The sequence below is a fragment of the Selenomonas sp. AE3005 genome, assembly GCF_000686945.1.
Classification (GTDB): Bacteria; Bacillota; Negativicutes; order Selenomonadales; family Selenomonadaceae; genus Selenomonas_A.
In genome coordinates this window covers 56,816-78,421 of record NZ_JMME01000016.1, presented here as the reverse complement: position 1 = coordinate 78,421, position 21,606 = coordinate 56,816, and the positions used below count along the sequence as shown (strand labels likewise).

The following is a 21,606-nucleotide window of genomic DNA, read 5'->3' as shown; positions in this document are numbered from 1 at the left end:
GTTTCGCCAGAAGCATAGCTGGGTAGCTGCGTCCGGAAGGGATAAACGCTGAAAGCATCTAAGCGTGAAGCCTGTCCCGAGATGAAGTATCTCATGGAGTAATCCAGTAAGATTCCTTGAAGAAGACAAGGTAGATAGGTTGGGAGTGGAAGTGCCGTAAGGCATGCAGCGGACCAATACTAATAAATCGAGGGCTTAACTTAAGCAGAGAGCCAAAGAAGAAGGAGCAAAGCGACGCACTGATTTGTGCGAATCGCTTATGCAAAATTCACGAAGTGAATTTTACGTTCCTTCAAGACTTAACAAAAGGCTCGATACAGTCCTAAAAAGTTCGTAATTACATCGCAATTTCTTCTGTATAGTTTTGAATGTGCATTTAAAGGTTCACTGACGCAAGGTTGGTGGGCCTTTTTATTTTGCATAGTATTGTTTAAAATGATATAATAACCAGGTATTGTTTTTTTAGTTAACGGCGGTGCCGTATTCGGGAGGTGTCTTTGTGACACAGTTTGACAGACGCAATATTACCATGATGATGGATTTCTACGAAATGACCATGGCTAATGGCTATTTCCAGGATCATGATAAGGATGTGCAGGTTGCTTTTGACGTTTTTTACCGTGCCAATCCGGACAAGGGCGGTTTTGCTATTTTTGCCGGTTTGGAGCAGGTAATTGAATATGTGGAGAACATGGAGTTTTCGGAGGAAGATGTAGAGTATTTCCGCCAGCAGCACATGTTCTCGGAGGAATTCCTCAATTATCTGGCTAATTTCCACTTTACCGGGGATATTTATGCGATGCCGGAAGGTACTATCATGTATCCTAATGAGCCGTGTATCACGGTGGTGGCGCCGCTTATTGACGCGCAGCTGGTGGAAACGGCTATTTTGGCGCAGGTGAATCATCAGTCACTGATTGCCACCAAAGCCCGCCGCATTGTAAAGGCCGCTAATGGCCGCGCTGTATCTGATTTTGGTGCCCGTCGTGCCCATAATATGGACGCAGCCACTTACGGGGCCCGCGCTGCATATATCGGCGGGGTCGTGGGAACGGCCACGGTTTCTGCCGGTCAGATGTTTGATATTCCCATTTCCGGGACGATGGCCCATAGCTGGGTAATGTTCTATGGTGATGAGTACACGGCTTTTAAGAAGTATGCAGAAACTTATCCGGACGCAACGGTGCTGCTGGTCGATACCTACGATGTAATTCATTCGGGGATTCCCAATGCCATCAAAGTGGCTCATGAGATATTAGAGCCGATGGGCAAACGCCTGAAGGGGATTCGTATCGATTCCGGCGACCTGGCGTACCTTTCCAAGCGTGTACGTAAAATGCTGGATGCTGCGGGGCTGGAGGACTGCAAGATTGTAGTGTCCAACAGCCTTGATGAGTTCACGGTAGCGTCCCTGCTAAGTCAGGGGGCTTGTATTGACAGTTTCGGCATCGGTGAGCGCCTGATTACGGCTAAGTCTGAACCGGTGTTTGGTGCTGTGTATAAGCTGGCTGCTGTAGGTGAGAATGGTGAATTCGCACCGCGTATCAAAGTTTCGGAAAATGTGGAGAAAATCACTAATCCGGGGCTTAAGGATTTGTATCGTATTTATAATGCTGATGGCAATGCCGTAGCTGATATGCTGGCCGTTTGTGGTGAGCCTGTCGATGTGAGCACGTCCTTCCGTTATGTTGACCCGCAAAAACCGTGGAAGAACCGCACGTTTGAAAACTGTACGCTGCGGAACCTGCGTAAACTTTACGTGCGTCAGGGAAAATCTGTGGAAAAGCTGCCCAGCCTTGATGAAATCCGCGACTATGTGAAGGAACAGCTCGAAAATGAGATTTGGGAAGAGGAGCAGCGTTTTGAAAATCCTCACCGTCATTACCTCGATATGACGCCCAATTATTATGAGCTGAAGATGGAACTCTTATCCAAGACGCGCGAGGAACATGCCTGATGATTACAGGAAAGACCAAAAACTTGGGCGTTATCGGCTGGCCGATAGCGCACTCCCTGTCACCGGTTATGCAGAATGCAGCCATTGCGGCCGCTGGCATAGATTATAATTACACGGCGCTGCCCGTCGAGCCAGAGAACCTGGCTGCGGGCGTGCAGGGCCTGCGGGCTTTGCATTATCGTGGCTTTAACGTGACGATCCCCCATAAAGGGGCGGTAATGTCTTTGCTCGATGAAATAGACAAGGCGGCACAGGTCATTGGGGCTGTCAATACGGTGGTCAATGATAACGGACATCTGACAGGCTACAATACGGACTATATTGGCTTTATGGGAGCATTGGAAAGCCGGCATATCAAACTGCAGTCTGAGACGGCGGTGCTTTTAGGAGCCGGCGGTGCTGCCCGGGCCGTAATCTGGGGATTGTTGCAGGCTGGTGTCCGGGAAGTCGTTTTGGGCGTACGCAATCCGGCCAAGGCACAGAAAATGGCCGATGATTTTGCTGCCTATGGGACGGTAACTGTCTGTCACTGGGAACAGGCTGATTTTACCGCCAAACTGCGCGAGTGTGCGCTGCTGGTAAATACGACGCCGCTAGGAATGACGCCAAATGTTGACGCCTGCCCTCCGGTTGACTGGTCAAATGTCAATCCCGAGGCGTTTGTCTATGATATCATTTACACCCCGGCGGAAACCAGATTTTTACGCGAGGCCAGGGAACATGGCCATGCTGTGGTAAATGGTGAGGAAATGCTGGCCGGACAGGGTGCTGAGGCGTTGAAACTCTGGACCGGGATAGAGCCGGACATTAAAAAAATGCAGGAGGCCTTAAGGGCTGCCCTGGCATAATATCACTGTTAAAGGCGGAAATGCATTTTGTGTTTCCGCCTTTTTTGTGGTATGATATAAAGTTGTTGGCGGTCTATCTAAACCGCCGGTCAGCTGAAGATTTAGGAGGTTTTTATTTGGCTGCAGCAATTACGTATGAACTAGTAAAAAAAGACGAAAAAACTGGCGCCAGAGCCGGTATTATCCATACACCGCATGGCAGTTTTCCTACACCAATTTTTATGCCGGTGGGAACTCAGGCCTCGGTAAAAGGCGTATCGCCGGATGAGCTGAAGGATTTGGGGGCAGGGATTATCCTCTCCAATACCTATCATCTTTTCCTGCGTCCCGGTATGGAACTCGTGAAAGAGGCCGGTGGCCTGCATAAGTTTATGCATTGGGACGGTGCTATCCTCACGGACAGCGGCGGCTTTCAGGTGTTTTCCCTGGGCGATTTGCGGAAAATAACGGAAGAAGGTGTAACCTTCCGTTCGCATATCGATGGTTCCAAGAAGTTCCTGTCGCCGGAAGTATCCATGCAGGTGCAGATGTGCTTGGGTTCGGATATCGTAATGGCCTTTGATGAATGTGTACCATATCCGGCCGACCATGATTATGCCAAGCAGTCCACGGAGCGTACCCTGCGTTGGGCTAAGCGCTGCCAGGATGTAATGACGGCACCGAATCAGGGGCTGTTCGGCATTGTGCAGGGCGGTATGTATAAAGACCTGCGCCGCTGGCATGCAGAACAGATGGTAGAAATGGACTTCCCGGGCTACGCTGTCGGCGGCCTGTCCGTAGGTGAACCGCCGGAACTCATGTATGAAATGCTGGAATACAGCACTTCCCTGCTGCCGGAAAACAAGCCCCGTTATTTGATGGGCGTGGGCACACCGGACCATCTGGTGGAAGGCGTTATGCGCGGCATTGATATGTTTGACTGCGTATATCCCACCCGTGTAGCCCGTAACGGCATGGCCATGACCTGGACTGGCAGACTCGTGATGAAGAATGCCAACCTGACACATGACCATAATGTGATTGAAGAAGGCTGCGGCTGTTATGCCTGCCGTAATGGTTATACCCGTGCCTATATCCGTCATCTGGTCCGGGCTGGAGAGATTTTTGGCCTGCGTCTGCTGTCCCTGCATAATCTCTACTTCCTGGAAGAGTTTGTCCGCCGTATGCGGCAGTCTATTATTGATGGTGAGTTCAGTAAGTTCCGCAGTGACTTCCTGGCCAACTACAAGCGATAACGAGGAGCGATGTTTATGAGTCCAGAAACTATGGCAGCACTCAGCACCTGGGGCCCAATCCTGGTGATGATTATGATTTTCTATTTTTTGTTGTATCGTCCCCAGAAGGCCGCGCAGAAACGCCGCATGAATATGCTGGACAGTCTGAAGGTTGGTCATAAGGTTATGACCATTGGCGGGCTGTTCGGCACGATTGAGGCCATTGATGACAAAGTTGTGAGACTGAAAATTGCCGCTAACACGGTCATTGAAGTTTCCCGTGCCTCGATTAACTCCAATATCAGTCTCGAAGAACAGCAGGACTGATGGCGGGGGGCGCAAATCCCGGGGCTAAGGATGTATTGCGGTCTAAGGTCTTAGCCGCAAGGCAGGCCTTGCCGGCAGAATACAGAGACAAGGCCTCGCTGGCAATGACGGCAGCACTGCGGTCCTTAGCTGTTTATCAGGAGGCACAAAGCATTTTTGTCTATGCGTCTACACCTGATGAAGTACAGCTTTATGACTTAATGGCTGCTGCCCTGCAGGCTGGTAAGACGGTGACACTGCCGCTGATTACCGGCCCCCGGCAGATGGAGGCAGTGGTACTGCGTTCGCTTAAAGACTTGGTGCCGGGCAGATACGGCATAAAAACCGTGGCCCCGGATAAGCGCAAGCTGTTTCCTGCGGCCGCTATCGGGCTTATCATTGTACCTGGCGCGGCTTTTACGGCTGACGGTCAGCGACTCGGGCTCGGCGGTGGCTTTTATGACACCTTTATGGCAGAAAAAGCGCCGCAGGCCTACAGACTGGCGCTGGCTTATGACTGCCAGCTGGTGGAGTCGGTGCCGGTGGAACCACATGATATGTCTGTGGATATGATACTTACGGAAAGTAAATGCTTAAAAGTGAGTGATAAGTGATGGAAGTAAAAATAGGACTTGCCAAAACGGCGAAATATGCCACCGAGGTTTGTGGCGATACCTGTGATGTGGTAGAGCGTCCCCATGGGGGAATCTCGGCCATTATCGCTGATGGTCAGGGCAATGGCCTGGCGGCTCATCACACCAGCAGCTGGGTGGTCAATAAGGCCGTACAGCTTATTTCCGATGGGGCGCGTGACGGGGCCGTGGCCCGGGCCGTGCATGATTATCTTTATGCCATGAAGGATAAAAAGGTATCCTGTACGCTGACGGTGGTCAGTGCTGACCTGGATACGGAAACGGCCGTTATCAGCCGTAATTCCAATTGCCCGGTTATCATCAAAACTGATGAATACGAGTCTGTTTATGATGAAAACGTGGAACCAATCGGTGTCAACCGCCACATGAAACCGTTGATGTATGAAGTGCCCTTGACGCCGGGCATGCTGATTGTATCCTATACGGATGGCATTGCTCATGCCGGGAAGAAACGTTCCGGGCACCCGGCCGATTTCAATAAGATACTGGAAATTGTCCGCAAGAACGGGGCAGAGGACGTGTCGTTTATCGCCAAGAGCATTATGGATTATGCCTTGGAGCTCGACGCGGAGAAGGCCTCAGATGATATGACGGTGCTGGTGATGGGGATAACGGACGGTTCGCCGTCCAGCCCGAAGATTGAGCAGTTGGAAGTTACTTATCCATATTAAGTTAATGCATTCTCTGTACTTTTCTTTAGACAAAGAAAAGTACCAAAAGAAACTGGCGGACTAAATCCCTTCCGGGGATTTAAAGTCCGCGCGCGCCCGTCCTTGGGCGCGGGAATTACCTTTATCTATGTAAACTGGATAGGAGTGATTGTCTTGAAGATTGCGGTTGTGGGAGTTTGTGCCTCGGGGAAAACTACGCTGGTGGCCGGGTTAAAGGCTGCTGGCTATGATGCTTATAATGTAGCGCAGGAACATTCCGGGATTCATGATTTTTGGGCGAAACGCCATCCAGATATTTTAGTGATGATTGATGCCACCATGCCGGCGATTCACAAGCGGCGGACGGTGTACTGGAATGAGGACAGACTGGCAGTACAGCATAAGCGGCTGGCCGATGCCAGGGCACATGCTGACCTTTATATTCAGACCGACAACTACAACGCCGAACAGGTTCGTGACAAGGTCATCAATTTTGTTAATAAATATAATAAATAAATCACAGAAGGGATTGAATTCATTGAGACAGCATAATCTCATGAAACTGATTGTCTGTGTTCTCGCGATTATCGGCATTTTTGTTGCCTTTGTTAAGCCCCTGGCATTTTCTATTCGTCAGGGCCTTGACCTGCAGGGCGGCACGCATGTCGTACTCGAAGCCGAGGATACGGATATTGCCAAGGTAAACGACGACGCTATGAACCGCGTGGTTACCATCATGGAAAAGCGCGTCAACTCGCTGGGCCTTACGGAACCGATTATCCAGCGTGAGGGTGAGCGCCGGGTTATCATCGAACTGCCCGGTGTCAAAGACCCGGACGCCGCTATTAAGACCATCGGCAAGACTGCAATGCTGGAGTTTAAAGACGAAGAAGGCAATACGGTACTTACCGGTACTGACTTGAAGAACGCTACGGCTGCTACGAATCAGCAGTCCGGTCAGAACGTGGTCAACCTGGAATTCTCTGATGAGGGGGCGACAAAGTTTGCCGACCTTACGACGAAAAATGTCGGCCGTACCATTGCCATCCTGCTCGATGGTGAAGTGCTGACCGCACCGAATGTCCGTGAGCCTATCCTGGGCGGCCGTGCTGAAATCACCGGCCAGAAGACGCTGGAAGAGGCACAGAATCTGGCTATCGTCCTGCGCAGTGGTGCTCTGCCGGTTAAGGTAAACATCATTGAAACCCGTACGGTTGGTCCGTCCCTTGGTCAGGACTCCAAGGATAAGTCCGTATTTGCCTTTGCCGTAGGTATTGGCGCCGTACTGCTCTTCATGCTGCTCTTCTACCGCCTGTCCGGCTTTATCGCTGACGTGGCTTTGATGGCTTATACCATCATGCTGCTGGGCCTGCTTTACCTGCTGGACGCTACGCTTACGCTGCCCGGTGTGGCAGGTATCATCCTGTCCATTGGTATGGCCGTTGACGCTAACGTGCTGATTTTCGAACACTTCAAAGAAGAATATCAGATTCAGGGCAAGACCTTGCGCCTGTCCATGGACGCCGGCTTTAAGCGTGCTTTTACCACGATTTTTGACTCCAACATCACGACGATTATCGCCGCTGGCGTGCTGTTCTTCCTGGGAACAGGTACTATCCGCGGTTTTGCCATTACCCTGGGCCTGGGCACGATGCTGTCCATGTTCACGGCCATTACGCTGTCCCAGTATCTCCTGAAACTGATGATTAACGCCAAGATTTCGGAGAATCCGGGAGCTTATGGCGCCAATGGCTATATGCTGTGGAAAAAGGAGGACTTGAAGCATGAACAAGCTTGATATTGCAGGCCGTTCCAAGATTTGGTTTGCTATTTCCACCGTTGTCATTGTGGCCGGCATTATCTGCATGTGTGTCCGTGGCTTTAACTTTGGTATTGATTTTACCGGTGGTACGATTATTGATTTGAAATTCGAGCGTCCGGTGGCTATCGCTGAGGTGCGCTCCAGCCTGGCCAAGTTCGGTCTGGAAGGTTCGACCATTCAGCTGTCCGGTGCGCAGTCAGATGTAACTTCCGCTGCTGATGTTATGATTCGTTCCGTAGATATGGAAGAAGAACAGCGCAAGGAAGTCATGGCGGCGCTCAAAAGCGATGTAGGCGATTACACGGTTATGCGTGAGGAAAAGGTTGGCGCCACCATCGGCGGCGAACTCATCACCAACGCCGTTCTGGCGCTGGTAGTTTCCTGGGCACTTATCATCGCGTACGTTGCCTATCGTTTTGAATGGCGCTTTGGTGTGGCTGCCGTACTGGCCCTGATTCACGATATCCTCATCGTGCTGGCGGTATTCTCCTTTACGGGCCGTCAGATTGACTCTTCCTTTATCGCGGCGCTGCTCACGGTTGTCGGTTATTCCATCAACGATACCATCGTTATCTTTGACCGTATCCGTGAAAATCTGAAACTGCACTTCCGCCGCGGCGGCGATGTGGTTCAGCTGGTGAATACTTCCATTTTCCAGACGCTGACGCGTTCCCTGTACACGGTGTTTACGGTGCTGTTCACGACCTTTGCCCTGTACTTCTTTGGCGGGGAAACGACGAAAGACTTCGCCTTTGCCCTGCTCGTAGGCTTTGGTATTGGCTGTTATTCTTCAATTTTCATTGCCAGCCCGCTGTGGATTACGTTCCGCAAAATGGGTGACAAGAAAAAGGTTGCAGCTAATGCAGCCGTTGCCAAGTAAAAAAGAATATGTGATAACGCCCGAAGGACGGATGAAATATCTGCCTTCGGGCGTAGTTTTTATGGCAAAGAGGAAAATTATCATTTACGCCGAAATCAAAATAGGATAAGATATTATCCGGGAGTTGTAAACTATGTTGAAAGAATGGAAACTTAGCGCCGCTGTACCAGAGGCGGCAGATTTTGCCCATAAATTAGGCGTTACTGAGATTGTGGCGCAGATATTATGGAACCGCGGCCTGCAGACAGTAGAGGCGGCGGAAACTTTTTTACACCCGGAAAAACAGGCTTTTCATGACCCTTTTTTGCTGAAGGATATGGATAAGGCTGTAGACCGCATTGCTGCTGCGCTGACAGATGGCGAAAAGATTGTGGTTTACGGGGACTATGACGTGGACGGCATGACAGCCACCACGCTGATGGTGCATAACCTGCGAGCCCTGGGGGCTCGCGTCGATTTTTATATACCTCATCGGGAAAAGGAAGGCTATGGCTTTAATCTGCCGGCATTGCAGCAGATAGCGGCAGATGGTACCGGACTCCTTATCTCGGTGGATTGTGGCATTGCGTCCGTGGACGATGTGGCGGCCATGCAGGATAAGCTGGATATCATCGTCACGGACCATCATATTCCCGGCGCTGTTTTGCCGCCGGCGCTGGCGGTGATAAATCCTCATCGTGAGGACTGCCCTTATCCCGATAAAGACCTGGCCGGTGTCGGCGTGGCCTTCAAGCTGTGTCAGGCTCTGTGGAAACGGCTGGAGGGGCAGGATTACTGTCAGGATTTGGAGATTGTGGCCCTGGGCACAGTAGCCGATATTGTGCCGCTCCTGGGCGAAAACCGCCGGATTGTAGCACAGGGGCTGCAGCATATGCGAAATTCTGCCTCAGCCGGTATGAGAGCTTTGGTGGATGTGTCTGAGATTCGGGATGAACAGCTCAATACCGGTCATGTCGGCTTTCGGCTGGCACCGCGGCTCAATGCGGCCGGACGTATCGGTTCGGCCCGTAAAGGGGTGGAACTGCTCCTGTCCAAGGACGCGGAGCAGGCGGCCAGTCTGGCTATGGAAATGGATATGCTCAACAGCCAGCGCCAGACCATTGAGCAGGAGATTCTGGCCAAAGCGGAGGCTGAACTGGCAGGTGTTGATGTCAACAATCTGCCGGCGATTGTTGTGGCCGGGGAGAAATGGAATCCCGGCGTAATTGGCATTGTGGCCTCCCGGCTCGTGGATAAGTATTATAAGCCGGCCATTATTTTCAGCATTCAGGACGATGGCAAATGCAAGGGCTCCTGCCGCAGTATCGAGGGCCTGCATATGTATGAGGCGCTGCAGCAGTGCCGGGAACATATTGTGCAGTTCGGCGGTCATTCACAGGCCGCTGGGCTGACCGTGGCCTTGGAGGAACTGCCGGCCTTTAAGGAGGCTTTTGCCCAGGTGGCAGCGGCGACGCTCAGCGATGATGATTATATCCCCAAGGTCAAGGTGGAGGCGGAACTGCCGCCGGAAGATATCACCTTTGAACTCGTGGAAGAACTGGCCGCGCTGGAACCGTTTGGCATGAAAAATCCCAAGCCGCTGTTTGGTGTGCGCAATATCCGCGGCACGTCGGCCCAGGCCATCGGCAAGGAAGGCCAGCACCTGCGCTTTCAGGTGGGGACGGCTGACCAGCCGCGTACGGCGTTACTGTGGAACCGCAGCGACTATGTGGGAATTGTCAACAGTGAGGCGCTGGATATGGTCTACAGCCCGGCGGTCAACGAATGGCAGGGCAGCCGCAGCCTGCAGTGTATGGTGGACAGCATTGCGCCGGCAGATGGGGAGCGCAATTTCCCCGAACGTGATATTTTAGTAGATATTTATAAATTCTTATATGTTATTCAGCAGCAGGAAGGGAAGATTCCCTATACGCCGCAGGAACTTACCGTGCGTTTTTGCGGCCGGGGCAGACATCTTTCCCTGTACACCATGAGTGTGGGGCTGCGTATTTTCCAGGAGCTTAATCTCCTGCATATGGATTTAACGGAAAACTGCTACTATCTGCCCAAGGCCAATGGGCGGATGGATTTGGAACAATCGCCGACATACAGGCGGCACCGCTAGGGAAGGGGGAAATAATCATGAATGACAAAGACAAAGCACCAGTTACCATAGATTCCATCATCGCAGCGGTGCAAAGTTATGAGCCCCGGGCTGATGTAGAAATGATTCGCCGGGCTTATGACCTGGCAGCTGACGCCCACAAAGGGCAGGTACGCGTTTCCGGGGAGCAGTATATCATCCACCCTTTGCATGTGGCGGAAATTCTGACGGAACTGCATATCGATGATGTGACCATCAGCGCCGCCCTGCTGCATGACGTAGTGGAGGACACTCTCTATACCAACGAGCAGATAGGCGAAATGTTCGGTGAAGAAGTGGCCATGATTGTCGATGGCGTCACAAAATTAGGGCGCATTAAGTACAAGTCCAAGGAAGAGGTACAGCTCGAGAACTACCGCAAGCTGTTTTTGGCCATGGCCAAGGATATCCGCGTAATCATGGTGAAACTGGCTGACCGCCTGCACAATATGCGAACCTTAAAATACATGCGCGAGGACAAGCAAAAGCGTATTGCCAAGGAAACCATTGAAATTTATGCACCACTGGCCAACCGGCTGGGTATTTCCAATATCAAGTGGGAACTGGAGGATTTGTGCCTCCGTTATCTGGAACCGGAAAAATATTACGACCTGGTGGAAAATGTCAAACAAAAGCGCAAGGAACGTCAGGCGTTTATCGATACCGCCATCGACCAGCTGGAAAAGAAAATCGGTGAGGCCGGCATACAGGCGGAAATCAAAGGCCGGGCCAAGCATTTTTACAGCATTTACAAGAAAATGCTCCGGGACAAAAAGGATATCAGTGAGATTTATGACCTGTCAGCCATTCGTGTCCTGGTAGAGTCCGTGCGTGACTGCTATGGGATACTGGGCGTTATCCATGCTATGTGGAAACCAATTCCGGGGCGGTTTAAGGACTATATTGCCATGCCAAAATCCAATGGCTACCAGTCTCTGCATACCACAGTAATGACCAGGGGCTATCCGCTCGAAATCCAGATTCGCACCTTCCACATGCATGAGGTGTCGGAATTTGGTGTGGCGGCGCATTGGAAGTACAAGGAGTCCGGCAAGGGCTCTACGGCTGGCGGCGCTATGGACCAGAAGATGAACTGGCTGCGCCAGATGGTGAGCCTGCAGCAGGAACTCAGCGACCCCAAGGAGTATTTTGAGGCCCTGAAGGTGGATATTTTCTCCGATGAGGTCTTTGTCTTTACGCCGAAAGGTGATGTTATTGACCTGCCCAAGGGCTCGATTCCCATCGACTTTGCCTACCGTATTCATACGGAAGTGGGCCATCACTGCGTAGGCGCCAAGGTCAATGGCAAGCTGGTTCCGCTGGAGCATAAGCTCAAAAACGGTGATATCGTGTCGATTGTCACCAACAAGGCTAATAACGGCCCGTCACGGGACTGGCTCAACATCGTGGCTTCCTCGGAAACGCGCAGCAAAATCCGTTCGTGGTTCAAAAAGGAACGTCGTGAGGAAAATATCGAACGTGGTATGGAACTTATCCGCGAGGAGGCCAAGCGCCTGGGCTATGCCCCGAAGGAACTCTTAAAAGACGGCCGCCTGCTGGAAGTGGCCAAGAAACTCAATATCCTCAGCGAAGATGACCTGCTGGCAGCTGTCGGTTACGGCGGTCTGGCGGTGCATGGTATTCTCACGCGTCTGGTGGAATTCCATAAGGAAGAACTTAAGGAAAATACGCCGGAAGATGTATCCTTGATGTTGTCCGCGCTCAAACGGCCCCAGAGCAGCCGCAAGAGCAAATCCAGCCACGGGGTGCTGGTCGAAGGAGAAAGCGGCCTGATGGTCAGACTGGCCCGCTGCTGTAATCCGATTCCCGGTGACCCCATAACCGGTTATATTACCCGGGGACGCGGCGTGTCGGTACATCGTACGGACTGCCCCAACGTGCTGATGGATACGGATTTGACGCGTATGATTGAAGTCAGCTGGGATGTAGGGCTTGATAAGCAGTACAAGGTGGAACTGGAAATTGTCTGCAATGACAGAAGTGGTATTTTGGCCAATGTTCTGGCTGTACCGACGGAAATGAAAATCAACATTCACAGTATCAACGCCAATCCTAACCGCAATACAAAAACTTCGACCATCTTTTTGGGGCTCGATGTAGCAAGTTCCACGCAGGTCAAGCAGATTATCACCAAACTGCGCCGTGTCAAGGACGTGTACAGTGTTGTGAGAAAAATGGGCAGCAATCCGAATATGTGATTTGTCAGCCAGGAGATTTTCTGCTATACTAGGTGTATTTGATTAGTGTAATTTGTTTGTGTATTATAACACCATATTAGGAGAACTATTCGCATTATTATAGAATGAAGGGGTTGGGTTTATGGCACAGACATTCACCATGGAAGACTTGAAAAAACGTTTGCAGGCACGGCAAAACAAAATGACGCCGCAGCGTCAGACGGTACTGCAGGTGTTTTTGGATCATCCCGGTGAGCATCTATCAGCAGAAGATGTTCATGGTATCTTAAGACAGGGAAAATCCGAAATCGGTCTGGCCACGGTATATCGCAGCCTCGAGCTGTTGTCTGAATTGGATATTCTGCAGAAGATGGAATTTGGCGACGGCTGCAGCCGTTATGAAGTCAATACCACGGACCCATCTGAGCACCACCATCATCATCTCATCTGCACCAGCTGCGGCAAGGTGACGGAATTTGAAGATGACCTGCTTGATGAACTGGAAGGTGACATTCAGCAGAAGATGGGCTTTAAGGTCCTCAATCATCAGGTTAAATTTTACGGTACATGCAAGGAGTGCCAAGGGAAAAATTGAAGGTAAGAACATTTACCCTGAACTCAAAAAAAGAAATAATCTCTAAAATCACCCGGGAAGTGCTGACGCTGTTCAAGGTGGAAGTGATTGGCCGGGAAGGCGAGGCTGATTTGGCGCAGCTTTCTGTGGTCAACCATCGTTTGCCTGTAGATGGCGAGCCGCGTGAGGGCGCGAAGGTTTGCATGGAAACCACGCTACTGCTGTTTGCTGAAGATGGAGAATTAAAAAGCTACACTCGTCGGGCCTGCGGTAAGGCGGACGAGCTGGAGCGGGCGGCGGTAAACCGCACGATTAAACTCAATCTTTATCATATCTTCTGTGAGGAGCTCGGTTATGCGCCTGCCCCGTGGGGCATTCTGCACGGGGTGCGTCCCACCAAGATTGTCCATCGCTGGATTGAGTACGGCATGGAGGAAGAGGATATTGTTAAACGGCTGATGACAGACTTTGCCTGCAGTGAGGACAAGGCGCGGCTTATCACGCCGATGGCTTTCCGGCAGCTGCCGTTTCTCAGAACCTCAGACGAAAAGACCATCAGTATCTATGTGGGCATACCGTTCTGCCTGACACGCTGCCTCTACTGTTCCTTCCCGGCCAATGTTCTGCCGGGGCCCAAGAAACTGGCGGAGTTTATGGCGGTGCTCAAAAAAGATATCGAAGGTGCCAAGGCGGCAGTAATGGCGCATGGCTTAAAGGTGCAGAATATCTATGTGGGCGGCGGTACGCCGACCGCCCTGCCGGACGCAGAATTCCGTACGATGCTGGGCTGGGTATGTGAGGCCTTCTACCATGATAACTTAGCCGAGTTTACGGTGGAGGCCGGACGTCCCGACAGCATTACGCCGGGAAAGATTGCGGCCATGCGTGACTATAAGGTCACGCGTGTCAGCGTCAATCCGCAGACCATGCAGGAGAGAACCTTGAAGGTTATCGGCCGTCAGCATACGCCGGAGGCTGTGGTGGAAATGTACCATGCCCTGCGCAAAGCCGGCATACCACACATCAATATGGATTTGATTCTGGGGCTGCCCGGCGAAACGGCAGCCGATGTGGATAATACGCTGGCCAGGGTTACGGCGCTGAATCCTGACGATATCACCCTGCATGCTTTGGCCTTGAAACGCGGTTCACGCCTCAAGCTCATTATGGAAGAGCGTCATGTGGATTTGCCCGGGGCAGAAGTTACCCGTCAAATGGCGGAAGTTGCTATGGGTTATATGAGTAAATACGGTTATGAGCCTTATTATCTATATCGTCAAGGCTATATGGCCGGTGATTTGGAAAATATCGGCTGCGCCCATAAAGGTGCCGAGGGTATGTATAATATCCAGATAATGGAAGAACATCAGACCATTATAGGCATTGGCGGGGCCGCCACCAGCAAGGTGGTTGACTTTAAGAATAAGCGCATGAAGTCCTCCTTCAATGCCAAGGATTTAGTGACTTACCTGCGTGATATTGATATTTACATCGAAAAACGGCGGGCTCTGCTTGATGAGGCCTGCGCAAATTAGGGGGAGTAAGACGAATGTTAACCAATGCCCCAAGAGGGACAAAGGACATATTGCCCGATACCGTCGGACAATGGACCTATGTGGAAGAAAAAATCCGTGACCTGTGTGCCCGTTATGGCTACAAGGAAATCCGCACGCCGATGTTTGAGCATACGGAACTGTTCCATCGCGGTATCGGCGAGGGAACGGATGTGGTGGACAAGGAAATGTATACCTTCACCGACCGCGGTGACCGCAGCATTACCCTGCGTCCGGAGAACACGGCGTCGGCTGTGCGTGCCTATTTGCAGAACAAGCTCTATGGCGACAGCAGTCTGACCAAGCTCTTCTACATCGGCTCCATGTTCCGTTATGACCGTCCGCAGGCCGGCCGTATGCGCGAATTCCATCAGTTCGGTGTTGAGGCTCTGGGCGAGTCCAATCCGGCAGTAGACGCCGAAATCATAATGCTGGCTATGGACCTCCTGGGCGGTCTGGGACTCAAAGACCTCAAGCTGTCCTTGAATTCCGTGGGCTGTCCGAAATGCCGTCCGGTATACCGCAAGGTATTGCAGGATTTCTTCCGTGATAAGCTCGAAGATTTGTGCGATGACTGCAAAGACCGCTTTGAGCGCAGTCCGCTGCGTATCCTCGACTGCAAGGCCGATGCCGACAAGCCTTATATGGCTGACGCCCCGAAGATTACGGACTGCCTTTGTGAGGAATGTCAGGAACACTTCCATAAGGTACAGCATTTCCTGTCAGAAGCTGGCGTGGAATTTGAACTTGATGCCCGTCTCGTGCGCGGCTTGGATTATTACACCAAGACGGCGTTCGAGATTAAATATCCGCCCCTCGGTGCGCAAAGTGCCGTAGCAGGCGGCGGCCGCTATGATGGACTCATTGAGGAAATCGGCGGCAATCCGACACCGGCCGTAGGTTTTGCCACGGGCTTGGAACGTGTACTTCTGGCCTTGGAGAAACAGAATCTCCTGCCGGAAATGGACACGCAGACTGACGCTTTTGTGGTGGCTTTGGGCGAAGAGGCCCAGGGCGCAGCCTTTAAGCTGCTGACGCAGCTGCGTCAGGCCGGACTCAAAGCCGGTATGGACTATGCAGGCCGGAGCATGAAGGCCCAGATGAAACAGGCAAACAAGGCCAACGCCCGTTTTGCCTTAATCATCGGTGAAGATGAAGTCAAAGAAGCTTGCGTACAGCTCAAGGATATGGCTAAGAGCGAGCAGGAGAAAGTTTCTTTTGATAATATTGTTGATAAGCTAATTTCTGAGGTGAAAGGTTAATGGAAACATTGCAAGGCATGAAGCGCGACCATCATTGTGGCGAGCTTCGCAAGGAAAATGTAGGCACTGATGTAGTGCTGTGCGGCTGGGTAGCACGCCGTCGTGACCATGGTGGATTGATTTTCGTGGATATGCGTGACCGTTCCGGTTTCGTGCAGGTTGTCTTTGATGAAGCCAGCATGGAAGGCGGCACGTTCCACAAGGCAGAATCCCTGCGCAACGAGTTCTGTATCGCCGTTCGCGGTACCGTACGCGCCCGTAGCGAAGAAACGGTAAACAGCAACATCGAAACCGGTGAAATCGAAGTGGTTTGCACCGAACTGCGTATTCTGAACAAGGCTAAGACGCCGCCGTTCTACATTCAGGATGGTATTGACGTAGATGAAATGCTGCGCCTGAAGTATCGCTATCTCGACCTGCGCCGTCCGGAAATGCAGAAGAACATCATTCTGCGTCACCGTGTGACGAAGATTATGCGCGATTACTTTGACCGCAACGGTTTCCTCGAAATCGAAACGCCGATGCTCTGCAAGAGCACGCCGGAAGGTGCACGCGACTTCCTCGTGCCGAGCCGTGTAAACCCGGGCGAGTTCTATGCTCTGCCGCAGTCTCCGCAGATTTTCAAGCAGATTCTGCAGGTTGCCGGTTTTGAAAAGTACTTCCAGATTGTCCGCTGTTTCCGTGATGAAGACCTGCGTGCTGACCGTCAGCCGGAATTCACCCAGCTCGATATCGAAATGTCCTTCAAGAGCCAGGAAGAAATTTTGACCATTATGGAAGAAATGGTTAAGGAACTCTTTGAAAAATCCATCGGCGCCAAGGTGGAAACGCCGTTTGAACGCATGGATTGGGATACGGCTATGGATAAATACGGTTCTGATAAGCCGGACCTGCGCTTTGATATGCCGCTCATGGACATTTCCGAGTACGTTAAAGGCTCTGACTTCAAGGTGTTCAATGCCGTTATTGAAAACGGCGGCATGGTTAAGTGCATTAAGGTGGACGGCTATGCTGATATTCCGCGCCGCCGTCTGGATGAACTCGTTAAGTTTGTACAGATTTATGGTGCCAAGGGCCTGGCCTGGATTCAGTACAGCGAAGAAGGCGTTAAGAGCCCCTTCAAGAAGTTCTACAGCGATGAAACCTTTGCCAAGATTGCTGAGGCAACCGGCTCCAAGACCGGCGACCTGCTGCTCGTTGTGGCTGACAAGCGCCTCGTTGTTGACACGGCTCTCGGCCAGCTCCGTCTCGAAATGGGCAAGGAACGCAATCTCATTGACCCGGATAAACTCCGTTTCCTCTGGGTTGTTGACTTCCCGATGTACGAATGGAGCGACGAAGAAAAACGCTGGAAAGCTATGCATCATCCGTTCACGGCTCCGCGTGACGAAGATATCGAATTCCTCGCCACTGATCCGGGCCGCGTAAAGGCTAACGCTTACGACATGGTACTGAACGGTGTAGAAATCGGCGGCGGCTCCCTGCGTATCTACAATGCAGAACTGCAGGAAAAGGTATTCGAATCCCTGGGCCTCACGCAGGAAGAGGCACATGCGAAGTTCGGTTTCATGATGGATGCCTTCCAGTATGGTACGCCTCCTCATGGCGGCCTCGCTTTCGGCCTTGACCGTCTGGTTATGATTATGGCTAAGCGTGCGTCCATCCGTGACGTCATCGCCTTCCCGAAGACGCAGAGTGCCCGTGACGTAATGTCCAACGCTCCGTCTGAAGTTGATGATAAGCAGCTCCGCGAGCTGTCCATCCGCACGGCCGTAAAGAAAAAAGAAACTAAGCAGGAAGAAAATGCTTAAGTGAACTATAAAGCTCTGTTTAGGGGGATATCTTCCTGACAGCAGAAAAAGTCCGCTGACGAAATTGTCAGCGGACTTTTTTGTTGAATTGCTGTTTGACAGGCAACGAGTTCTTAAAAGTATCCAGTTCATGCGTGCATGGGGTTCACGGGGGAGTAATTTTTCTGCCTCCGCTAAACGACACACCTCGGAAAATATAATTGTCCAGTTACCTGCGCCGGGCAGGCCAACGGCGCTCCTTTCAGCGTGTTTGCTTAGCTGTGTACTACAGTGTGCCGGCCTTCGCTGCGCTCAGGCGGTCGCTCCCCGCATAAAAATCACTCCCCCGTTCGCCCCGGCAACGGACATTTCAATTGCCAAGAACTCGTTGCTCCCGTTACAAGAACATCGATGTACCTGTTACCTGTCACTGCGAAATATTCATTTTACACGGATGTTGCTCAGGGCGAAAAGTATTACCACTTCCACCCGACTGAGCTGTAACAAATAAAAGTAAGCACGCACTAACCGTCAAACTGCAATAAAAAAAGCTCCCATAAGCTACAATAAATCCAACTTATGGGGGCTCTGCATTAACTGCGATAAATTATTTAACTTAGTTGATTACGCGGCAGGCACCAGCGTAGTGGGCCACGCGGTAGTCACGGGATAAGGAATCATAGGCAATACCGTAACTGGAAGAGGCATGAATCATTTTGCCGTCACCTACATAAATGCCCACGTGGGAAATGTTCACGTAGTCACCGGCGAAAAATACCAGGTCGCCGGGCTGCAGGTCCTCTTTATCTACCGGGTAACCGGCTGTGGCCTGAATATCGGCTGTGCGCGGCAGGCTGATACCCTGCTGGGCATATACATACTGCACGAAACCGGAGCAGTCAAAACCGTTGGGCGAGGAACCTCCCCAAACATAGGGCACACCCAGGAACTGCTGGGCCAGATTTACAATGCCGCTTTGACCGGCCAAATAAGATTTATGGGCACCTACAGGCATGGCGCGGTGGAGCAGGGCCTGATAAGATGCGCTGCCGACAACGCCGTCAACATTCAGATGATTGTCATTTTGGAATTCAGCTACAGCTGCCTTGGTAGCAGGGCCGTAATCACCATCCACGGTAACATCATAACCGCGGCTAGCCAGGGCTTGCTGAATCTCTACGACTTCAGAGCCTGTATCACCGAGATGAAAGCTGGCTGCCTCGGCAAAGGAAACTGAACTGAAAAAAATAGCTGCTGCCGCCAGCAGGCAGCCATGTTTTGCCAAACGCAAGCAAAAAACCTCCTTTAACTTGTATACACAAAACCTTGATTAGTATAACATATTATGAGTTGACAGGTCAAATTGGTCCTAAAAGTTAATACAGGAAGTTGTTCACAAAAAAATAGTTTGCAGATTTTGGCTATGGTCAAAATCTGATAATGGGGTTATAATAATGTATTGTGTATTTTATTAGTAGGATAGATTGGCAACTTTATGATAGCGAAGAGTTTAAAGGAGATTGTGCATTTTATGCAGAGAAATGAACTTTGTTGGTGTGGCAGCGGCAAGAAGTACAAGAAGTGCCATGCTGAATTTGATGAACGCATCAAGGAAATCAAGTTTGATGTTTTTAAAGGGCAGGTACGTCCGCCCCGTAAAATTATCAACAACAAGGAAGATATCGCCATGATTCGGGCTGCCGGCGTAATCAACGATGGTGCACTGGATGTGGCAGCCTCGCTTATTAAGCCGGGCGTGGACACGGCGACTATAGATAAGGCTGTGCAGGAATATATTGAGTCGCATGGCGCGTATCCGTCCTGCCTCAATTATGAAGGCTTTCCCAAGAGCTGCTGCATTTCCATAAATGAGGTTGTCTGCCACGGTATTCCCTCGCCGAAGACCATTCTTAAAGAAGGGGATATCGTCAATGTCGATATAACGACCACGCTTAATGGTTACTATGCTGACGCCTCCAGAATGTTTATGGTAGGGGAAGTATCCCCGGAGGCAGAACGTCTGGTCCGTGTTACCAAGGAATGCATGGAACGGGGGATTGCGGCAGCCAAACCCTGGCATTTTCTGGGCGATATCAGCGCTGCCTGCGGTGATTATGCGCATGCCAACGGCTACAGCGTAGTTACGGATTTAGGCGGTCATGGAGTCGGCAAGGATTTCCATTTAGAACCGTTTGTACTGCATGAAGGCGAACCCGGTACGGGTATGCTGCTCGTGCCCGGCATGGTTCTCACTGTAGAACCCATGATAAATCAGGGTAAAAAGCAGGTCGTAGTAGACGCCAAGGACAACTGGACGGTGCGCACTAAGGATAAAAAACTGTCCGCGCAGTGGGAAAAGACCATTTTGATTACGGAAACAGGGACGGAGGTACTCTCGTCATAATGACAAGATTCGCAGAACTGGGGATTTCCCAGAATATTTGTGAGGTGCTGGCGAAACAGGGAATTCGCGAGGCTACACCGGTTCAGGAAAAAGCTATTCCCCTGGCACGGGCCGGCCGGGATCTCATTGTGCAGGCCCAGACCGGAACCGGCAAGACGCTGGCTTTCCTGTTGCCCATCCTGGAAAAAATCAAACCGCAGGCGGAAGTTGCGCAGGCACTTATCGTAACGCCAACCCGGGAACTGGCCATTCAGGTGGCCAAGGTTGCGGCGGTCGTGGGTGAGGCTGCCGGCATTTCCTCGCTGGTTATTTACGGCGGTCAGGATATTGAACGGCAGAAACAGAAACTGCGCCGTCATCCGCAGCTCATCATCGGGACACCGGGGCGGCTGCTGGACCATCTGCGCCGTCAGACCATAAGCTTAAATAATGTCAACAAAGTGGTTCTGGATGAAGCTGATGAAATGATGAAACTGGGCTTTATCGAGGACGTAGAGGTGCTGCTCAAGGCTGCGGCCAATGACCGGCAGTTTATGCTGTTTTCGGCCACGATGCCGCCGCGGGTTAAGGCTTTGGCTGCTCAGTACATGCAGGCACCGGAAAATATTCAGATTAAGAGCGAGCACATAACGCTGGACGCCATTGAACAGATTATTATTGATACCACGGAGGAAAACAAAATTGACCGCCTCTGTGAGTGCATTAACAGCGATAATCCGTATCTGGCCATGGTATTCTGTCATACCAAACAACGTGCCCACATGGTGACGATGGCCCTTGCGGCCAGAGGTTATCTGGTGGATGAACTCCATGGTGACCTGTCACAGGTACAGCGTGCCCTGGTTCTGAAACGTTTCCGCAAGGCTGAGCTGCAGATTCTCTGTGCTACGGATATTGCAGCCAGGGGGCTCGATATCGAAGGTGTTACCCATGTGTTTAACTACGATATCCCCCACGACACGGAAAGTTATATTCATCGTATCGGCCGTACAGGCCGAGCTGGCGAAAACGGCAAGGCCATAACCTTTGTCAATGCCCGGCAGTATGACCTGCTGCGCCGGATAGAGAGCGGCATTAAGAGCCGTATCCGCAAGGAAAATTCTGAGCGTCATCATAAGCGTCTGGAAAAGCAGGCCAAAATCATGGATGAGATAAAAAAAGAGCGGCAGGAGAAAAAAGCCAAGGCTAAACCTTTATCCAAGTATGCCAACCGCAAGGGCGCTGCGCATAAAGGGCGCAACGACCGCAGCCGCCGGGCCAAAGTGCGAAATAAATCCAATGCAACGAAACGTTCGCATATGGGAAAACATTAAAATTTCACAATAAAGCAGGAAATCCCCCATTTTAGGCGAAATCTTATTACTGTAGTCTAA

The 21,606-nt window shown here is 51.3% G+C and carries 18 protein-coding genes and 1 rRNA gene; 18 read left to right on the top strand and 1 reads right to left on the bottom strand.

Annotated elements, in window-relative coordinates:
• The 16 genes from DL94_RS0110320 to aspS form a co-directional block, all read left to right on the top strand.
• Window positions 1-203, top strand: a 23S ribosomal RNA gene (locus tag DL94_RS0110320); the annotation flags it as partial.
• Window positions 204-499: 296 nt separating this feature from the next.
• Window positions 500-1,957: a nicotinate phosphoribosyltransferase gene (locus DL94_RS0110315; RefSeq protein ID WP_028130084.1), complete on the top strand. Its 1,458-nt coding sequence runs from the start codon at window positions 500-502 to the stop codon at window positions 1,955-1,957.
• Complete coding sequence (locus DL94_RS0110310) at window positions 1,957-2,805, top strand: shikimate dehydrogenase (RefSeq protein WP_028130083.1); 849 nt, start codon at window positions 1,957-1,959, stop codon at window positions 2,803-2,805. Before DL94_RS0110315 ends, DL94_RS0110310 begins: the two co-directional genes overlap by 1 nt.
• A 116-nt stretch (window positions 2,806-2,921) precedes the next feature.
• Complete coding sequence (gene tgt, locus DL94_RS0110305) at window positions 2,922-4,040, top strand: tRNA guanosine(34) transglycosylase Tgt (RefSeq protein ID WP_028130082.1); 1,119 nt, start codon at window positions 2,922-2,924, stop codon at window positions 4,038-4,040.
• Window positions 4,041-4,055: 15 nt separating this feature from the next.
• On the top strand, window positions 4,056-4,346 hold the full coding sequence (gene yajC, locus DL94_RS0110300; protein ID WP_028130081.1) for a preprotein translocase subunit YajC: 291 nt from the start codon (window positions 4,056-4,058) through the stop codon (window positions 4,344-4,346).
• Window positions 4,346-4,939 carry a 5-formyltetrahydrofolate cyclo-ligase gene (locus DL94_RS0110295; RefSeq protein ID WP_051586410.1) on the top strand — a complete coding sequence of 198 codons (594 nt, stop codon included), beginning with the start codon at window positions 4,346-4,348 and terminating at the stop codon, window positions 4,937-4,939. The genes yajC and DL94_RS0110295 overlap by 1 nt, the downstream gene beginning before the upstream one ends.
• Window positions 4,939-5,649, top strand: a complete 711-nt coding sequence (locus DL94_RS0110290; protein ID WP_028130079.1) for a PP2C family protein-serine/threonine phosphatase — start codon at window positions 4,939-4,941, stop codon at window positions 5,647-5,649. Before DL94_RS0110295 ends, DL94_RS0110290 begins: the two co-directional genes overlap by 1 nt.
• Window positions 5,650-5,802: 153 nt before the next feature.
• Window positions 5,803-6,144, top strand: coding sequence for a hypothetical protein (locus DL94_RS0110285; RefSeq protein ID WP_028130078.1), 342 nt, complete (start codon window positions 5,803-5,805; stop codon window positions 6,142-6,144).
• 40 nt (window positions 6,145-6,184) lie between these two features.
• Entirely contained in the window at window positions 6,185-7,426 is a 1,242-nt protein-coding gene (gene secD, locus DL94_RS0110280) for a protein translocase subunit SecD (protein ID WP_037371738.1), read from the top strand.
• The gene (gene secF / locus DL94_RS0110275; protein ID WP_028130076.1) at window positions 7,413-8,330 is read left to right on the top strand and encodes a protein translocase subunit SecF; all 918 of its coding nucleotides are present in this window, start codon (window positions 7,413-7,415) and stop codon (window positions 8,328-8,330) included. The genes secD and secF overlap by 14 nt, the downstream gene beginning before the upstream one ends.
• A gap of 133 nt (window positions 8,331-8,463) precedes the next feature.
• On the top strand, window positions 8,464-10,434 hold the full coding sequence (gene recJ / locus DL94_RS0110270) for a single-stranded-DNA-specific exonuclease RecJ (RefSeq protein ID WP_028130075.1): 1,971 nt from the start codon (window positions 8,464-8,466) through the stop codon (window positions 10,432-10,434).
• 17 nt (window positions 10,435-10,451) lie between these two features.
• The gene (locus DL94_RS0110265; RefSeq protein WP_028130074.1) at window positions 10,452-12,671 is read left to right on the top strand and encodes a RelA/SpoT family protein; all 2,220 of its coding nucleotides are present in this window, start codon (window positions 10,452-10,454) and stop codon (window positions 12,669-12,671) included.
• Window positions 12,672-12,792: 121 nt separating this feature from the next.
• Window positions 12,793-13,245, top strand: coding sequence for a Fur family transcriptional regulator (locus DL94_RS0110260; protein WP_028130073.1), 453 nt, complete (start codon window positions 12,793-12,795; stop codon window positions 13,243-13,245).
• Window positions 13,242-14,759 carry a coproporphyrinogen dehydrogenase HemZ gene (gene hemZ / locus DL94_RS0110255; RefSeq protein WP_028130072.1) on the top strand — a complete coding sequence of 506 codons (1,518 nt, stop codon included), beginning with the start codon at window positions 13,242-13,244 and terminating at the stop codon, window positions 14,757-14,759. Before DL94_RS0110260 ends, hemZ begins: the two co-directional genes overlap by 4 nt.
• Before the next feature lie 14 nt (window positions 14,760-14,773).
• A complete protein-coding gene (gene hisS / locus DL94_RS0110250; protein WP_028130071.1) occupies window positions 14,774-16,039 on the top strand; it encodes a histidine--tRNA ligase in 1,266 nt (421 codons plus the stop codon).
• Window positions 16,039-17,850 carry an aspartate--tRNA ligase gene (aspS, locus tag DL94_RS0110245; RefSeq protein ID WP_028130070.1) on the top strand — a complete coding sequence of 604 codons (1,812 nt, stop codon included), beginning with the start codon at window positions 16,039-16,041 and terminating at the stop codon, window positions 17,848-17,850. Before hisS ends, aspS begins: the two co-directional genes overlap by 1 nt.
• Window positions 17,851-18,445: 595 nt before the next feature.
• Here the strand turns inward: aspS and DL94_RS0110240 are convergent.
• On the bottom strand, window positions 18,446-19,114 hold the full coding sequence (locus DL94_RS0110240; RefSeq protein WP_037371744.1) for a C40 family peptidase: 669 nt from the start codon (window positions 19,112-19,114) through the stop codon (window positions 18,446-18,448).
• A 246-nt stretch (window positions 19,115-19,360) separates the two neighbouring features.
• Between DL94_RS0110240 and map the strand changes: the two genes are divergently transcribed.
• Together map and DL94_RS0110230 are read left to right on the top strand one after the other, a co-directional pair.
• Window positions 19,361-20,233 carry a type I methionyl aminopeptidase gene (gene map, locus DL94_RS0110235; RefSeq protein ID WP_028130068.1) on the top strand — a complete coding sequence of 291 codons (873 nt, stop codon included), beginning with the start codon at window positions 19,361-19,363 and terminating at the stop codon, window positions 20,231-20,233.
• The gene (locus tag DL94_RS0110230; RefSeq protein WP_028130067.1) at window positions 20,233-21,546 is read left to right on the top strand and encodes a DEAD/DEAH box helicase; all 1,314 of its coding nucleotides are present in this window, start codon (window positions 20,233-20,235) and stop codon (window positions 21,544-21,546) included. Before map ends, DL94_RS0110230 begins: the two co-directional genes overlap by 1 nt.
• The last annotated feature ends 60 nt before the right edge of the window (window positions 21,547-21,606 follow it).

Excerpts from the sequence above, each read along its gene's own strand:
- DL94_RS0110310 (WP_028130083.1), top strand. The coding sequence starts at position 1,957 with ATGATTACAGGAAAGACCAAAAACTTGGGCGTTATCGGCTGGCCGATA.
- yajC (WP_028130081.1), top strand. The coding sequence starts at position 4,056 with ATGAGTCCAGAAACTATGGCAGCACTCAGCACCTGGGGCCCAATCCTG.
- DL94_RS0110295 (WP_051586410.1), top strand. The coding sequence starts at position 4,346 with ATGGCGGGGGGCGCAAATCCCGGGGCTAAGGATGTATTGCGGTCTAAG.
- DL94_RS0110290 (WP_028130079.1), top strand. The coding sequence starts at position 4,939 with ATGGAAGTAAAAATAGGACTTGCCAAAACGGCGAAATATGCCACCGAG.
- secD (WP_037371738.1), top strand. The coding sequence starts at position 6,185 with ATGAAACTGATTGTCTGTGTTCTCGCGATTATCGGCATTTTTGTTGCC.
- secF (WP_028130076.1), top strand. The coding sequence starts at position 7,413 with ATGAACAAGCTTGATATTGCAGGCCGTTCCAAGATTTGGTTTGCTATT.
- recJ (WP_028130075.1), top strand. The coding sequence starts at position 8,464 with ATGTTGAAAGAATGGAAACTTAGCGCCGCTGTACCAGAGGCGGCAGAT.
- DL94_RS0110265 (WP_028130074.1), top strand. The coding sequence starts at position 10,452 with ATGAATGACAAAGACAAAGCACCAGTTACCATAGATTCCATCATCGCA.
- DL94_RS0110260 (WP_028130073.1), top strand. The coding sequence starts at position 12,793 with ATGGCACAGACATTCACCATGGAAGACTTGAAAAAACGTTTGCAGGCA.
- hisS (WP_028130071.1), top strand. The coding sequence starts at position 14,774 with ATGTTAACCAATGCCCCAAGAGGGACAAAGGACATATTGCCCGATACC.
- aspS (WP_028130070.1), top strand. The coding sequence starts at position 16,039 with ATGGAAACATTGCAAGGCATGAAGCGCGACCATCATTGTGGCGAGCTT.
- map (WP_028130068.1), top strand. The coding sequence starts at position 19,361 with ATGCAGAGAAATGAACTTTGTTGGTGTGGCAGCGGCAAGAAGTACAAG.
- DL94_RS0110230 (WP_028130067.1), top strand. The coding sequence starts at position 20,233 with ATGACAAGATTCGCAGAACTGGGGATTTCCCAGAATATTTGTGAGGTG.